General features: G+C 59.6%; 19 protein-coding genes. All 19 read left to right on the top strand.

The annotated features are described in order from the left end of the window. The first annotated feature begins 9 nt into the window (after window positions 1-9). The 19 genes from EDD75_RS01725 to EDD75_RS01640 all read left to right on the top strand — a co-directional run bounded on the left by EDD75_RS01725 (window position 10) and on the right by EDD75_RS01640 (window position 15390). Window positions 10-231 (top strand): hypothetical protein, encoded by a 222-nt coding sequence (locus tag EDD75_RS01725; RefSeq protein WP_123927124.1) that lies wholly within the window; start codon window positions 10-12, stop codon window positions 229-231. Window positions 232-425: 194 nt separating this feature from the next. Then, window positions 426-644 (top strand): hypothetical protein, encoded by a 219-nt coding sequence (locus EDD75_RS01720; protein ID WP_123927121.1) that lies wholly within the window; start codon window positions 426-428, stop codon window positions 642-644. Further along, window positions 637-1185, top strand: a complete 549-nt coding sequence (locus EDD75_RS01715) for a sigma-70 family RNA polymerase sigma factor (protein WP_123927118.1) — start codon at window positions 637-639, stop codon at window positions 1183-1185. Before EDD75_RS01720 ends, EDD75_RS01715 begins: the two co-directional genes overlap by 8 nt. Next, complete coding sequence (locus EDD75_RS01710; RefSeq protein WP_123927116.1) at window positions 1182-1514, top strand: hypothetical protein; 333 nt, start codon at window positions 1182-1184, stop codon at window positions 1512-1514. The genes EDD75_RS01715 and EDD75_RS01710 overlap by 4 nt, the downstream gene beginning before the upstream one ends. A gap of 183 nt (window positions 1515-1697) precedes the next feature. After that, on the top strand, window positions 1698-1895 hold the full coding sequence (locus EDD75_RS11105) for a hypothetical protein (protein WP_170157658.1): 198 nt from the start codon (window positions 1698-1700) through the stop codon (window positions 1893-1895). Next, complete coding sequence (locus EDD75_RS01705; protein WP_211328040.1) at window positions 1892-2242, top strand: sigma factor-like helix-turn-helix DNA-binding protein; 351 nt, start codon at window positions 1892-1894, stop codon at window positions 2240-2242. Before EDD75_RS11105 ends, EDD75_RS01705 begins: the two co-directional genes overlap by 4 nt. A gap of 4 nt (window positions 2243-2246) precedes the next feature. Beyond that, a complete protein-coding gene (locus EDD75_RS01700) occupies window positions 2247-6743 on the top strand; it encodes an S-layer homology domain-containing protein (RefSeq protein WP_170157657.1) in 4497 nt (1498 codons plus the stop codon). A gap of 80 nt (window positions 6744-6823) precedes the next feature. After that, window positions 6824-7411 carry a sigma-70 family RNA polymerase sigma factor gene (locus EDD75_RS01695; RefSeq protein WP_170157656.1) on the top strand — a complete coding sequence of 196 codons (588 nt, stop codon included), beginning with the start codon at window positions 6824-6826 and terminating at the stop codon, window positions 7409-7411. 51 nt (window positions 7412-7462) lie between these two features. Beyond that, window positions 7463-7756, top strand: a complete 294-nt coding sequence (locus EDD75_RS01690) for a hypothetical protein (RefSeq protein ID WP_123927103.1) — start codon at window positions 7463-7465, stop codon at window positions 7754-7756. A gap of 26 nt (window positions 7757-7782) precedes the next feature. Then, the gene (locus tag EDD75_RS01685; protein WP_123927100.1) at window positions 7783-8364 is read left to right on the top strand and encodes a hypothetical protein; all 582 of its coding nucleotides are present in this window, start codon (window positions 7783-7785) and stop codon (window positions 8362-8364) included. Window positions 8365-8434: 70 nt separating this feature from the next. Then, the gene (locus EDD75_RS01680) at window positions 8435-9409 is read left to right on the top strand and encodes a ParM/StbA family protein (RefSeq protein ID WP_123927097.1); all 975 of its coding nucleotides are present in this window, start codon (window positions 8435-8437) and stop codon (window positions 9407-9409) included. 182 nt (window positions 9410-9591) lie between these two features. Further along, entirely contained in the window at window positions 9592-9852 is a 261-nt protein-coding gene (locus tag EDD75_RS01675) for a hypothetical protein (RefSeq protein WP_123927094.1), read from the top strand. Window positions 9853-9883: 31 nt separating this feature from the next. Beyond that, window positions 9884-10165, top strand: a complete 282-nt coding sequence (locus EDD75_RS01670) for a hypothetical protein (protein WP_123927091.1) — start codon at window positions 9884-9886, stop codon at window positions 10163-10165. Beyond that, a complete protein-coding gene (nusG, locus tag EDD75_RS01665) occupies window positions 10117-10563 on the top strand; it encodes a transcription termination/antitermination protein NusG (protein ID WP_123927088.1) in 447 nt (148 codons plus the stop codon). Before EDD75_RS01670 ends, nusG begins: the two co-directional genes overlap by 49 nt. Then, entirely contained in the window at window positions 10564-11133 is a 570-nt protein-coding gene (locus EDD75_RS01660) for a hypothetical protein (protein WP_123927085.1), read from the top strand. A 261-nt stretch (window positions 11134-11394) separates the two neighbouring features. Further along, entirely contained in the window at window positions 11395-12309 is a 915-nt protein-coding gene (locus tag EDD75_RS01655) for a hypothetical protein (RefSeq protein ID WP_123927082.1), read from the top strand. Next, the gene (locus EDD75_RS01650) at window positions 12296-12505 is read left to right on the top strand and encodes a hypothetical protein (RefSeq protein ID WP_123927079.1); all 210 of its coding nucleotides are present in this window, start codon (window positions 12296-12298) and stop codon (window positions 12503-12505) included. The genes EDD75_RS01655 and EDD75_RS01650 overlap by 14 nt, the downstream gene beginning before the upstream one ends. Continuing rightward, complete coding sequence (locus tag EDD75_RS01645) at window positions 12484-14400, top strand: VirD4-like conjugal transfer protein, CD1115 family (protein ID WP_211328039.1); 1917 nt, start codon at window positions 12484-12486, stop codon at window positions 14398-14400. The genes EDD75_RS01650 and EDD75_RS01645 overlap by 22 nt, the downstream gene beginning before the upstream one ends. 108 nt (window positions 14401-14508) lie before the next feature. Next, on the top strand, window positions 14509-15390 hold the full coding sequence (locus EDD75_RS01640) for a S1 RNA-binding domain-containing protein (protein WP_170157655.1): 882 nt from the start codon (window positions 14509-14511) through the stop codon (window positions 15388-15390). Window positions 15391-15456 lie beyond the last annotated feature (66 nt).

The following is a 15456-nucleotide window of genomic DNA, read 5'->3' as shown; positions in this document are numbered from 1 at the left end:
ATGGTCGCTTTGCCAAACGGTTTTCCCTCGGCTTCTTTCCAGCAGATAACGGAAGAGCTCTTTGCCGCCGCGGAGCGGCTGCGCGAGGCGTCAAAGAAGCTGCTCCCGCTCGAAGAAGCAGAGAAGTTGGTCGCCGAGGCTGAAGACGCCGCCTACAGATGCCGCCGGGCAGTGAACTCCGCGCGGCTCCTAGGGAAACGAAAGGCTGTCGACCGGCACACTCGGGTCTGACGCTGCAGGGGCTGTCCCAAAAGAGGCAGCTCCTTTTCTTTTTCGGAACGAGACTCCGGCGGGGGTGCGGCCGGATCCGCCGGGGGCAGGAAGGGAGTGGTCGGCCGGGAGAGTTCGCTTTCGGGAGGAGGTCCGGGCATTGAACCCGGGCTTCCTCTTTTTTCGAGGAGACTGCGGGAGGAGGTGCGCGAGCTTTGCCGTACGGCGGAGACCTGATCCCTTTTCTGGACGCGGCGGGCGACCTCTACGGCGCCGCGCGGAGGCTGAAGGAGAAGGCCGAAGTGTTCCCCTACGATCCTTCGGGAGTCGCGGAACTCCTGAATGCCGTGGAGGATGCGCTGAGGCGCTGCCGCGGAGCAGCGGAGGAGCTGGCACGCCGTCAGGAAGCGGAGGTATGGGAGCTTGATGACTGAAGCATGGGTCGAACCCCCGTTCGCGTGGGCGTTTCTGCGGTGGGCGGCGGCCCGCGCGGAAGCTCTACGCGACCCGGCAATAAGCAGGGAGGATTTGGAGCAGGAGGCGCGCATCGCGCTGTGGCAGGCGTGCAAAACCTACGACCCGGCGCTGTCTTCACTTAAGACGTGGTGCAAGCGACACGTGGAGTTCGCAGTGCGCGCCTTCCTGCGCGTCCAGTCCAGGAAGGGCCGGGTCTTCCAGCGGAGCCTCGACGAGCCGGTGGACGAAAAAGAGCGCCGCACCCTGGGGGAAACGGTGCCTTGTTCGGTTGCACCGGCTGAAGATTCTCTATCCGATACGGACTTCCTTCGGTGGCTGATCCGGGAGCTGGACCTGACGCCGTTGGAGAGTTTGGCTTTGCGGGTCCACCTTTTGGGCGGGAGCTACCGGGAAGTCGAAGAGGCAACCGGCATCTCCTGGAAATCCCTGGACAACGCCTGGCAGCGGGTGAGGAGGAAAGCGCAAAAGTTGATGGAAGGAGCTGAAATTTCGGGATGACTGCCGTGCTGCACATTTACGCACAGACGTCGCACCACGACGACGCGTTCATCGTGGGGAACCGCCAGGGTCTTTTGGCCCTGCGGCGGGCCATTGACGCCGCTTTAGAAAGCGGACAAAGCAAAGACTCGGTGTTTGTCTCCGACGGGGAAGGCTTCGACGTTTACGTTATCCTCCAGGAAGGCGACCTGCAATCGCCTGGATGGATCGCGGCCGCTGTTCCCTACACTGCCGAGTGGGCGGCCGAGACCCGGGGAAACGCCGTCTGGCCGTGGGACAAACTAACTAAAGAAGAGCAAAAACTCGTGGAAGAGGAGGGGTTGGCCTGAACACAGACGCGGCAATCGTAGCGGAAGCGATCCTGGAGCTCCGCAGGCACGGCCTGAGCGTTGCGCTCGTGGACGCTAAATTTCTCGTCAACTGGGGTCGGCGAATCGAAGTATTCACCGCCGAAGACGTGGTAGAACTGGCGAAGCTGGCGCGGGAACGACCGAATGAAGGGAGTGTTGTCCTTGGAGTGGCATGGAACCGGCGCGCAAATAAGTAATGGCGCCTTCGCAACGCTGATCGAAATTGCGGAAATTCTTCGGGAGATGGGCGAGACGCCGCACAGGCTGGCGCGGATCCTGGAAGAGAGGCGGCGCTCGCAAATAGAGATTTGTCATCGATTGACCGGAACTATTTTACCGGAAAGGGTGGACACGCCTTGAAGCGGTTCGAATGTTCCGTCGCGGAGTTGGGGGACCTGGAATCGCTGGCCCGGGCGGTGCCGGACAATCTCCAACGAGAACTGGAACTGCTGTCGCGAGAGCTGGAAGAGCTGAAGGCCGCGCTGCTCCGCTACGCGGCGCGGGACCGGAAAAACGTCCTCGCCCGGGCCGTCGGCGAACTTTCACCGGAGCAGCAAACGGTGCTGGCGCTCCGCTATCAGGAGGGGCTGACGCCGGAGGAGGCGGCGGCCGCTCTGGGCGTGCCGGGCGAAGCGATTCGCCGGGATGAGCGGAGCGCGCTGGCAAACCTTACGCAATCGGTCAATCAATCACAAAAGGAGGGCTGAATCCTTGAGACGACTACTTTTGCTGTTCGGTTTCTTGCTGGCGGTGTTGTTAGCCGCTTCGCCCGCGTGGGCGCTGACCACGCAGTGGTACCCGAGCGGGCCTTACGGGGGCGATGTACGAGTTTTTCTTCGGACCCCTACGGCTCTTTATGCAACTACTTCCTACGGCGTTTTTAGATCGACCGATGGGGGCACAACATGGACGGATTGTACGCCCGCTTGGGCCGATCCGGGATTTACCAACCAGGGAGTAAGCGATATCGCTTACGATCAAGTAAGTGGCGCAGTTTACGTCGCAGGTAAGGACTACCGGGTGTACTGGACGACCGACGGTGCGACATGGAAGTATACTTCGGCACTAGGTCCTGCCCAGTCGTACTATCCTACCATCTCCAGTATAGCCGGGGAGGTTTACGCGGCGACTGTATACGGGCTTAAATATACCACCGACGGAGTGAACTGGGTAGACATAAACACTACCGCCTATTATGACGCTCCAGTGTGGACCGACCTGTCAAACAACATTTTCATTTTTAAAGGTTCGACTGTATTAAAGAAACCGTTTGATAGTAATACCTGGGCATCTCTGACTGCGCCAGGTGCCCTTGCGATGAACAACAAAGCGAGCATATCCTGCGACGCAACAGGCACAATTTACGGAGCTTTTCAGTTAACGCTGGGAGGTGTTACTTACTACCGCGTTTACAAGTCCGTCGACGGCGGCGTAACCTGGACAGATATGACAACAACCGCCGGCTGGCCAGGAGCAACCAGCATAGGAATCGACGGTTCAACCTTCATCGCCGGCACTCCTGCTGGATTTCAGACGAGCGCAGACGGGGGGACAACCTGGAGCGGCGTTTCCACTAACGGGTTATATCCGGGTTTCAGCGTCGCTGCTGTAACGCACACGCCTGACGGATACTTCATCGGAACACCCCTTGGCGTATTCAAGAGCACTGACGGAATTACGGCAACTTTTTTCAGTCAAGGGATGCGGTGGGGCGTCCGAACCGACCAAGTGCTGGCGCTTTCCGGGATGAACATGGTAGCATTGGACGCCACCACTTTATTTGCCCGGTCGCCGTACGGCATCTATAAGTCAACTGATGGCGGACAATCCTGGAAACCGTTCATCGGTGTAGGCGGCCTGCCAAGGGGCCAGGGCATGCTCGTCAGCAACGATGGCTACCTTTGTTACGCCGTAGCCGGAGGAGGTTTCTATAAGGTATCGCCGGCAGACGGCACTCCGGTAGCGTCTGTTACCGCTGGAGTAAACAGCATTGCAAAAGACGTTTACGGAAACCTCTATTACAGCGATCTTTATAACGTCTACAAGAGCACCGATAATGGGTTAACGTGGGCAACATACGGCCCTGCATTACCAGTGACCCCGCAATCGCTTTACGTTGCCCCGGACGGCACGGCGTACGTCGGTTCGAACGCGAACTGGTACATCTACCGATGGTCTCCCGGGGCAACGTCCTGGAACCTGGTGTTCACTAATTGTTACGCTACAACCATTACTCAAGATATTTACGGCACGTTTTTCGCCTGCGGATGCGGCTCCGGAAAAAGCACAGACGGCATCAACTGGAGTGCGATACAAATTCCTCTGGGCGGAGTGCTCCAGAACGTTAGCGCCAGGGCGGTGGCGATAGATGCCCAAAACAGCATCTATCTCAGCGTCGATCTTCCCTCTGGGAGAAATGAAGTGTTTAAATCCGTAGACGGCGGGCAAACGTGGTTTAGCTTCTCGACCGGGATCCCGATAGATGCGGTAACCACGTATCTATTCGCAGCACCGAACAATACGGTTTTCGCAATGACCAATAAAGGCATCTACGACCCGCCGGTGGGGATCGACAATGTGTGCCCTGTCGGTTCACTTTCCTTCTTCACAGAGTTACCGGTTCTTACAGACGGGTCTATAGTGGTCACTAATGCAACGGTTTCTTTTACAGTTTATGGATCAGATAACAATGCGGTAACGGACTTTATGATTGGGACCGATCCAGCCTTTACTGGCTCGTCGTGGCAACCCTTCTCCGGTTCACCGATGACGGCAAGCATTACGCTGTCTTCGCCCGGAAAGAAGACTATCTATGTCAGATTGCGCGACGCGAACGGAAACACAACGGATTTAACGCAGAGCGTGTGTTACGACGCAGCACCGCCGAACGTAAATGATTTCTATGCCGATTCTTCGGTAGTGCTCTCGCCGTCCATAACGTTTCATGTAAGCGTAACAGAAGACGTGGAACCCTCGGAATTCATGCTCAGTGAAGACCCTAATTTCACTGGTGCATCCTGGGTTGCATGTTCCTGGACCCAGTGGGTCCCCGGCGGCCCGTTCTCCACGGATCTACCTTTTACCCTTTCGGGCGAAGGCACGAAAACCATTTACCTGAAAGTGAAAGACTGTGCAGGTCGAGAATCAGCGGCGGCCCTATGCACGGTGAACTATCTCAAACCTGCGCTTGCCCCGACGGCGCTGAGCACCCCTTCCGATGAAGACTTCCCGGCCTTCGACGAAAGAGGAACGATGTACTACGTCAAGGACGGCGATGTGTACCGGTTCGACCCGGCGGCGAAAACCGAGCAGAAGATATCGACCGGCGCCAACTTCGGCTACGGCCTCCAGGTGCGGAACGGCTTTGCGGTATGCCGCAACAACCCGAACGTCCTTAACCTCGCTACCGGAGAACTGATCCCGATGGGCGTTTCCCCCGGGAGCGTGGCCACGGACGGCGTCTACGCCGCGACCACGGTCAACGGCGACGTTTACCTCTTCGACATTGCCGCGCGGCAGGGGAGGTTCCTGACGAGCGACGGCTACGCGGTGCCCCACGAGGCGGCGGCCGTTGGCGGCGGGAAGGTCTTCTGCGTGGAGTACGTGAACTACAAGCGGCAGCTCCACGCGATTGATGTCACCACGGGAACGGACACGTTGATTGTGGCCCCGGTGTCGTGGTGGCCGAACATTTACACGCCGCAGGTGATCGGGCAGAATCTCTACTGGGTGGACAATGATGGCGAGACCTGCCGCCTGGCGAGGGTGTCCCTGGCAGGCGGTTCCGCGACGACCGTCCTTTCCTTCCCGGGCGAGTACTGCTACGGCGCGTGGGTGAGCGAGGACGGGAAGTGGGCGCTTGTCAACCTGGACGATGTGCTTTTTCTCTTCGGCTTGTCTGACGGAAAGAAGTACCTGGTCGAGGCTTCGGACTGGTACGGCCCGGCGATTTCCCCGCAGTGGGTCGCGTGGACGAGGTGGGATTCCGTCACGCTAGGCGACGTCTACTACGCGCCGTTGAGCCAGTTGAACGCGGCCCCGTCGGCTCCTGCGGCTTCTCCGGTTTCGTCCGGCGGCGGTGGCGGCCGCTACAACCCGGATCTCACGGTCGACTTGGGCAAGGGCGGCTCCGGAACCGTCTCGGCCCGCGGCGTCTCCGTGTCCGTTGAGGCACCGAGCAACGGCGAAGGCAAGATCGTCTGCCGCCCGGACGGCGGGACGATCGAGGTCGTGGTGACCGGGAAGCCGAACGGCGCCAGGATAACCTTCTCGGGTGGCGCGTTCATCTTCGACGACTCCCTGGATGCCTGGGTTCCGGTGGACCGGGCCATCTACGGCGTGATCGACGCGGTTTACCGCGAAGGCGGCAAAGCGACCCTGATCCTATCCGGAGAATGCAAGTTGGGCTGCTTCACCGATGTGCCGGACGTAACAGTGGTCATAAGCAACGGCAGGTTGCGCGGATTCGCGCACGGCCTTTCCTCCGTCCGCGTGATGGTGGACGGCGCCGAACATGCGGCGCGGCTGCACGAGGGCGGCTTCGAGTGCGACGTGTCTCTCGGCCCCGGCCGGCATGTGATGAAGTGCCTGGTCGAGCGGAACGGTCGGAAGTTCCTGTGTTTCGAGAAGAGGTTCTGGCGGTACGCCGACTTCGAGAGGCACTGGGCGTACAAGGCCGCGGGCGTGTTCCTGGAGGAGCACCCGGAGGTCTTCGGCGAGCAACTCTACCTGCTGCCCGATTTGCCTGCGAAGCGCGGCGAGGTGGCCAAGCTCCTGAAGGCGGCGCTTGACCTCCCGGACCCCGGCGGGGAAGTGCCGTTCAAGGACGTGCCTGCTTCAGACGGAACCCTTGCTTCCGCTGCCCGGGCGGTCTACGACGCGGGCCTGATGGTCGGCTACCCGGACGGGACGCTGGGCGCGGAGAGGGACATCAGCCGCGTCGAGACAGCGGTGCTGATGGCGCGGCTCGCGAAGCGGTTCGGCGCGGTGCCGGCGAAGCCCGTCCCGGCGTTCAAGGACTTCGGCCGGGTGCCCGCGTGGGCGCGCGAGGCCGTGAGGGAGGCGGCGGCGATGGAAATCGTCTCCGGCTACCCGGACAAGACCTTCAGACCGTCGAAGAAGGTGACGCGCGCCGAGAGCGCGGTGCTGACGCTGCGGACGGCACGGCTGAAATCGCCCGGCTTGGAAGAAAGAGCAAAAGGAATCTAAGCGAAACGCCCGGCGACTTTTAAGGTCGCCGGGTTTCGTTTTTTTCGAGACTTAAAATGAGACTTCAAGGAGGTCGTGTGGTGCAGGCAACTGCGGTCCGCGAAGAACCTTTCGACTGGGAGCAGTTGGTCTTAGAGAATCTCCCTTATGTTCGGCAACTCGCCTATGACGTCGCGCCCCGGGATTGGATGGTCCGCGAAGAACTCGAAGGCGCGGGCGTCGTGGCGCTGGTGGAGCTCGCGCAAAGATATGACCCTTCGCGCGGCGTGCCGTTCCTCAAGTATGCCCACAAGAGGCTCAAGGGAGCTATCCTGGACGCCGCCCGCAGGTGGTTTTGGGTGCCGCGGAACCTGTGGAAGCAGCACAAGAAACTGCGCGGGCTATTAAACGAAAACCTTTTCTACTCGATCGAGGAGCTTGAAAACCGGCTGTCCGGGCCGAGCGAAACCGACCTGTTGGTCGACCGAATAGTGGTTAGGGATGCAGTATCAAAACTGCCAGAACAGGAACGGGCGCTGGTAGTGTCGCGGTACTTCCTCGGCAAGAGGCTGAAAGAAATCGGCGCGAAGTTCGACGTCGGCGAGGCGCGTGCGAGCCAGATACACCGCAGCGCGCTGGCGGCGCTCCGAGAACGACTGGAGGGTCAGCCAGAGGTTCGTGGCAACTAAGAAGAGGTCCGGCAAGACGCCGGGCCTTTTCTTTTTCTCGGAGGTGATATTTTGCACAACGTTATGCTTGTTTGCGAAAACGAAAAAGTTTTTGAAGAGGCCGCTTCCGTGGTCTCGAAGCTGGGCGCAAACCCGGTGAGGCCATGGTCTGACCCTGCGGACATCATTGCAATCGTGGACTGCGGCCTTGAGCTCTACGAGAAGGCAAAAACATACGGGGAAGAACGCGACGTGCCCGTGGTCTTCGCCAGGAGCGCCCGCCATTTAAGGTTTCTCGTAGAGCAGTTTTTGCGGCCCGCAACCCCTGTTAACGTTAACCGACCGAACTACATGCCCGCCTTTTAAGCCAAAGAAAGAAGGTGCCCCGGAACGTGCTTCTCGCGCAGATCAGGTTCTCCCGGCTTATAGAGAAGGCCACGATCGCCGTTGCGAAAGATGACAATATCCCTGGCGTCCTGTCCGAACTGAAGCAAGCCGCGGCGGCGCTGCAGGCGGAGAAGACCGGCGGCAGAATTATCGCGGTAAAGCGCAAGGTTACAAGAAAAAAGACAAGGATTCTTTGGGCTTTATGGCCCGAGCCGGAAGGGTTTTACGCCCGGGCCTTCTTAAGCATCTTCGACCTTGTCGCCTTTACTGAGGCGCCGGAGCAGTTCTTTCCGGAAGGCACCAACTTCCTCGACGGAGCGTGTGTCTTCTGCGGCCGAGCCGAGGAGCTTTCGTCGTGGGAGTTTGTGCGGCAGTGCGCCGTGCTGCACGAGGTTCTTGGGCCTTACGTGGTCTTCTGGGCACTCGACCCGGAATCAAGAAGGTACGCGCCGCGACTGCTTGAGGACGTGCTTGCGCCGGCCAGCGCGGTCCAGGACCCGGCGGGGCGGAGGCAGATATTACGCGAGATGGGGCGCGTGGTCGACATCCGCGACCTGCGCGCGATAAGGATGCTGACAGAACTTTAAATAGCAAAACCTGGTGATTCATTACCGTTTTTTGAAAGGAACTTACGAATTATGAAAGGAGCGTGTTGCCGTGCAGATAGCGATCGACGTGGGCTACAGTCACACCAAAGCCGTTTCTCTTAACGGGCGGGCGATCATCCCCTCGGTGGTGGCTCCCTTCAGGGAATTGCCCCTGGCCGACCTTTCCTTAAACGGCACGGGCCACGTTGTCACGGTCAGGAAGGTGGACGGCACCGTCGCCAGGCACTTCGTGGGGGAGATGGCCCTCCGCGAAGGCCGGGGCGCGACGTTCACCCTGGACCGGGAGAAACATTTACACCCGAACCACGACCTGCTGATCCTCACCGCCGCCAGGCTGCTGGGAGCAGAATCAGGGGCAACGTTAGTGGTCGGCCTTCCCGTGGCCTACTACCGCACTCAGAAGGACGTCCTCCGCAGGCACCTGGAATCGCTGCACGCCGAAGTGTCCGTAAACGGGTCTCCGTTCGCGCGCGTCTCCTTCGGGAAGGTGATCGTCTATCCCCAGGGGGCGGGCGCGCTGCTCACGGTTTCTAATTTACCGGAGGGCGGCCTGGTTTGTTTGGTGGACGTGGGCTGCAAGACTACGGACTACGTGACCGTGGAGATGAAAGGTTTCCAGGGGAAGCCCGTCTCTTCTCTCTGCGGCAGCGTGGAGATCGGCGTCTTTGGAATGCTGGAGGCCGTAGCCGCCGAGTTCGAGGCCAGGACGGGCGCGCCCCTGGACCTGACTGCAGCGGAGACAATTACTTCCACGGGGAAGGCGACTTTCCGGGGCAGGGAAATCAATCTTGCGGACGTGGCGGAAGCGGCCCGCAAAAGCGTTGCACGGGCGATAGCCGACCGCGTGCTGGCTTCTCTCGGCACGAGGGGCGACTTCGTGGCGAAGTTCTACCTGGCGGGAGGCGGCGCGTTGGCCCTCCCGGAGCTGAAAGAGATGTTCCCCGCGGCGGAGGTCCTGCCCGACCCCCAGTGGGCAAACGCGGAGGGGTTTTTGAGGTTTGTTACCGGCACGGGAAAAGCCTGATACGGCGCGGCTTGAGCGGCATTTTTAGAGCCATCTTACCGGTAAGGTCGCAAACGATATTACCGGTATAAGAAAAGCCTGATGTAGTGCGGGTTGGACGGCATTTTTGACAACGGTTTACCGGTAAGGCCGGTTCTTTTTAAAACGGAACCGGCCTCTTTTACCGGTAGAGGAGGCCGAAAATGAGGCGCAAAGGCTTGAAACGACTGGAGTTGCGCTTACCGGTAACCCACTGGATCTGGAGACTGTCAGAGGGAAGCCGGGCGGCAACCGCCGTAAGGTATCTGGAGATAGGGGCAAGGCTTGAGGCCATCGAGGAGAGAATGGCGCGCCTGGAGCGGAAAATTGATGCACTCTCGGCGACAGTGCCGGAGAACACAAAGAAACCGGCCTCCGAAAAGAACGCTCCGGTTATAGACGCGGCGGCCTTCTTCGACATCTGAGAAACCCGGACGGGGGTAGGAGGTAAACGAAATGCATAAAGCAACGGACCAGTTTTTCCGGAACATAAAACCCGGCGATTCCGTGATAGTCGCGTGGCCCGACGCGAGGCTCGACCCCTGGGAAGGCTACGGAAGACGCGGCAAGGTGATCCAGGTAACCCCGGACTTCGCGGTGGTCCGCAGCCCGGCAGGTTTCTGTTTCTGCGTAGGCAAACACCACGTCGCCACCGGAGCCAAGATCGGCCTCAATGGGGGTGCGTCGCAATGCAATGGTTCGCAGTCCGGGTCCCTCCCTGCAGCGAAAACAAGGTGAGAAAGTACCTGGAGAAGAGAAAACACGACGGACTGGCAGGCAGGGTCGGGCGCATCCTGGTCCCGGAGCGGGACGGCGAGCTCCTGACGCCGGGCTACATCTTCGTCGAGGCCGACTGGTGGCCGGACGGCTACGTGCGCCCGGGGTTCCCTAAAGCACGGACGCTGGGTTCGGTCACGGAAGAGGAGCTGGACAGACTCATGAGCGCTGCCGTCAAGCCCCGGATCAAGAAGGGCGACCGCGTGGAGGTGGTCGAAGGCCCCCTTTCCGGGCAGGTGGGCGTGGTTACGCGGGCGAACGCGAAGCGGGCACGGGTGACCTTTGTGTTTTTGGGCCAGGAAGCCACGGTGGAGTTCGAGGTGGAGGCTCTCAAAAGAGTTGAAGGGGAGGGCAGTTAAGTGATGTCGATCTTCGATCACTCCAGGGATTTTTTAAAGAAGCATTACGTCGAGGTAGAGAAGCTCCGGTGCGCGGTCTGGGAAGAGCTCGAGAAGGTCGAAAACGAGCTTGAGCAATGGGGTGAACTCAAGCCGGAAGAGCGGACCGTTCTGGCGCAGGCGAGTTACTCCAACGGAGTACTGCGCGTTGTGCTTAAGGACTATCTTCCTAAAAAATCCGAGGTGCTGCACAACAGCCACCTGCGGCTTTTTTACACCTACCCTGTTGCAGAAGCAGTCAGAACGCTTACAGAAAAACTCGGGTGCACGATCTTCTTCGAAAAAGCCGCCTGTTTGATAGTAACCTATCTCCCAAGAAAAGGGCGATGGGATCCCGACAATAGAGCGATCGGTTCGCTCATCAACGGGCTTCGGTTCGCCGGGGTCGTCCAGGGTGATTCCTGGGATCAGCTGATTTTTACTGTGATCGGAAAGGTGGACGAGAAACACCCCCGGACAGAAATTTTTGTCGCCGACCAAGAAAAAGTGTTGCCCTCTCTCCTGAACGCGTTCGACGTTTCAGTTAACTGAGACAGTTCGCAAAAGTTAACAGATTAACGCGGTTTGTGCTGTATCGCCTATAAACATAAGAAGAAACTCAATTTCTATCGGGTCGAAAAGTGACCTCTCAACAACCCCCTCAATTCGACCCGAAAATTGGCTTAAGGAAACCTTACAGCGATCGGGCATTAGAGCCTCTTGCAACTGAGGCAAAAATGGATTAGGTGAAGTCATTAGCCAGAGCGAAGGAGTTGCAAGAGAGGTTCGCAAAAGGAAGGCTGATAACGCGGTATGCGGTATCCAGAAGTAACGGAACGGGATAAAGCGTTGATGTGTTTGCTTGCCAGGGGATGTGTGCTTCGCACCGATCAGGCATTGCGCTTCTTTGACACAGAAACTTACGGCTATAAACGGTTGGAGGTGCTTCAAAGGCGCGGTTGTCTGCGGCGCTTTGCCAGGTATCTTCAGGTCACCGCAAAAGGCCTGCGTTTATTGAATGTTGATGGCCCAGTTCTGCGTCTTCGGCAGGATTGGGAGTGGGAGCACCGCGCCAGGATAGCCGACGTTTACTTTGCCCTGTCCAACTGGCAGTTCCAATTCGCCCTTGAAGTGAAACGCTGCAACCGGGACATCTATAGGAACGCCCGGTTTGACGCGGTCATTAGCAAAGACGGCCGGTCGCTCGCCCTCTACCTTGTCGGTGAGGTGCGCAACTCCACGCTCGCCAGCCTCAAACGCGACTGGAGCGCACTTCGGGCCTGGGGTCTTTCAGGAGCTGTTGTTCTCTGTCGGCACGAAGCGGCCCTTTCGTCTTTCGATGCGCCTGACCTTCTTAAAGACCTGAACCTTTCCAGGCTCTTCGTCCTCCCTTACCCGCAGGGCGTGACCATCCTGAACAACATCGACCGGCTCCACCTGGAGGCCGCGAAGCTCTTTCCCGGCTTTGCCTTTTGTCCGCGCCCCTTTGCGGATTTGGAGAGAGGCAGCACCTTCGTCACCGTCTTAATCACTAACGACCTGATTAAGCGCAGGCTCCTCCAGGGGTATATTGACCACGTACGCGAGAAAGAGGGCCGCAGAAACGTCATCGTCTGCCTTGAGTCCCAGAAAGCCCGTTTTGCGGAGCTTTTCCCGGGCGTCGAGATCGTGACCGTTTCTGATCCCGTAACCCAAAAGAAAGGAGATGTTGCCCGTGCCCCGGCTTGAAGAAAGAGACCTGTTCGCCGTCCTTGAGGAGTGGGGCTACGAAGTTTGCCCCTTCGACCCTTCGGCTCTTTCGCCCGAAGAGCTTGCGGAGATAACTTCCCTCCAGGAAGCCATCCGCGAACTGATGGAAGAATCTTTCGAACCCGAAGATTCCGACCCGGGAGGTGACGGGCCTTGCGGGCCGCCCTCACCCTGACCCTGAAACTTAAAACCCTGTTCTCCTCCCGCCGGGCGAAAATCGCCCTGGTCGCCCTCCTCGTCTATATCCTCGACGCCTGGATACTCGGCTCCTTCTGCGTCTTCCTTAAAGACGCCTCCCTGTCGCAGAGAATGCTGCACAACCCTTTTTACGCGGCGGCCGTCTTTCCTTTCCAGGGCGTCTTCTTCTGGTGGCTCTTTCTCAACCTTGTCGTTGGGGCCGCGGGCTTCGTGGTCGTCCTCAAGCTGAGCGCGACCTTCCCCTCCCTCTTCAGGATCAAGAAGAGGGAGCCGGAGTTCACCGAGGACCCCTCGTGCGGCACTTCCAGGTGGCTGACGAAGGCCGAGGCGAAGAAGATCCTTTCCTTCGGTCACGGCCCGGGGATAATCTTCGGCAAGATGGAGGGCGAACCCGTCCGGCTTGATTCTCCCAGGCTTAACAGGAACGTCATCGTCTGGGGGCCCCCGGGCCGCATGAAGACCAGGGCTCTGGTCGTGCCCAACCTTCTCCAGGCCGCCTTATCAAACGAGTCATGCGTCGTCACCGACCCGAAGAAAGACATTCTTCCTGTCGCCAGGCCTTTTTTCGAGAGCCGGGGCTACACCGTGAAAGTCTTCGACCTGATCGACATGCTCAACTCCGACCGCTGGAACCCGATGAGCGTGATCAGGAACGACATCGACGCCCAGCTCTTTTCCGAGGTCATCATCGCCAACACCACCGTGGCGGGTATCAAGAAAGTGGGAGGCGACCAGTTCTGGACCAGCGCCGAGCAGAACCTTTTGAAGGCCCTTGCCCTCTACGTCGTGAACGAGTACCCGCCCGAGAACCGCAACATGGAGTCCCTTTACGCCCTGCTCTCCTGCGGTTCTCTCGACCAGCTCGACCTCACCTTCGGGTCTTTGTCCGCCGACCACCCGGCCAAAGCCCCTTACAACATCTTCTCCCAGGCCGACAAGAGGGTTCGCGCCGACGTGATCCAGGGTTTGGGCGTCAGGATTCAGGTCTTCCAGAACAAAGAAGTCAAGAGACTCACCGGGGCCTCCGACATCGACCTGGAAGCTCCCGGTCTTGAGAAGTGCGCCTACTTCTGCTGCGTCCGGGACACCGACTCCACCTTTGACTTTTTGGCCAGCCTCTTCTTCTCCTTTCTCTTCATCAAGCTGGTGCGGCTGGCCGACGGGCGCGGGGGACCCTGCCCGGTCCCCGTCAGGTTCGTGCTCGACGAGTTCTGCAACATCGGGATCATTCCCGACTTCAAGAAGAAGATCGCCACGGTGAGGTCCCGGGGGCTGTCCTTGATCCTGATTGCCCAGGACCTTCCCCAGCTGAGGGACCGCTTCCCGGGCAACGAGTGGGAGGAGATCGTCGCCTGCTGCGACTCCCAGCTCTTCTTCGGGGGCAACGACCAGAGCACCTTGAAGTACGTTTCCGACCAGCTGGGCACGGGCACCGTCGAGCGCGTTGCCGTGAGGAACCGGGCGATGACCCTGGAGCACGTCCAGGTCATGCGCTCACCCTCCCCGCGCAACCTGATGACCCCCGACGAGCTCCGGCGCCTTGACCTAAAGAAGGCCGTCCTCATCCTCGGCGGGCTGCCCCCCGCCCTCATCGACAAGCTGGACTACACCGAGCACCCGCTGGGGAGCACCCTGGACCGGGCCAATAAAGACGTGAAAGTGGTCTTCCCGGAAGAGACCGGCCGGCCTGTTAAGGGAAAGGGCCCGGAGCCTTTGGAGAAGCGCCCGGAGCCGGAGGCTGACGGAGGGCCCCCGGACGGAAACGATAGCAGAGCATCCGAACCCTCCGGGCTTGCGGGCGCACCCGAAGGCTTCAAAGAAGCGCTTGAAAAAAGCCACTCTCCACAGGAAACCGCGACCAAATTCTGGTGACCTCCTTCCACCCTTGAGTGGCCTCTCGTAAAAAAGGGCGCATACACCGCGTCCCTGTTTATCTTTTTAAAAAACTTTCCCAAATCCCAAAAAGGAGGTATGCTTTTCATGCTTCAGGAAAAGAAGGAGTTCCACGTCGACGTCTGGCCGGAGGTTTACGCTTCCCGCCAGAACAGGATGGTCCTCACCTGGCCCGCGGTGGGCGTCGAGAAGTTCGCGCTCCGGGTTCGCGGCGAGAACAACGAGCCCCGTCTTGAGAAGGCTTTGTGCCTCACCGTCCAGAAGGGCGACGTGCGGGGCCTGATTCCCCTCCAGGAGTCCGGAATCGAGGTCGGGGAGAGCGAGCGCCGGGCGCGCAACCGGCTTTTGAATTTGGTCGGCCAGGAGGTTTGCTTCGTCGTCACCGGCATCGACCTCGAGAACCAGGTCTTTCTCGCCTCCAGGAAGGCCGTCATCGACGCTCTTTCTAAAGAGGTCTGGCAGGGCTTGAAGCCCGGGGACGTGGTGGAGGCCGTCGCCCGGCGCCCCTATCTCCGCCCCAGAAACGGCGTTCTGGTCCCCAGGGGCTTCGTCGTCGAGGTGAACGGGGTCGAGGCCGTCCTCCCTGTGTGGGAGATCTCCCACGGGTGGGTGGACGAGCTCTCCGACTACATCCAGCCCGGCGACCGCTTCGACGTAAAAGTAAAGTCCGTCGACCCCGAGGAGAAGCGGCTTCTGGTGTCCGTGAAGGACCTCGTTCCCAACCCCTGGCCGGACGCCGCCAGGAGGCACCCGAAGGGCGCCTACCGTTCGGGGGTCGTCACGGGCGTCGTCCGCTACGGGATATTCGTCGAGCTCGAGCCCGGCGTAAGTGCTTTATGCCGCCACATGCGCGACGCTTTTCCCAGGAAGGGCGACACCGTGCTCCTGGTGGTCACGGACGTTGAGCTCGAAGATGGGGCCGGCCGCATCTACGGCCAGGCCATCAGGGTCATTAGAAGGGCGTCTTAGGCGCACGCGCGTGCGCTCCCTTAAGGGCCGGTTTTTCGCTGCACCCTTACGGGTTCGGCTAAGCGC

It is taken from the genome of Thermodesulfitimonas autotrophica, from assembly GCF_003815015.1.
GTDB classification, from domain to species: Bacteria; Bacillota; Desulfotomaculia; order Desulfotomaculales; family Ammonificaceae; genus Thermodesulfitimonas; species Thermodesulfitimonas autotrophica.
The sequence above is the reverse complement of the archived record's forward strand: the minus strand, read 5'-3'. Positions and strand labels throughout refer to the sequence as shown.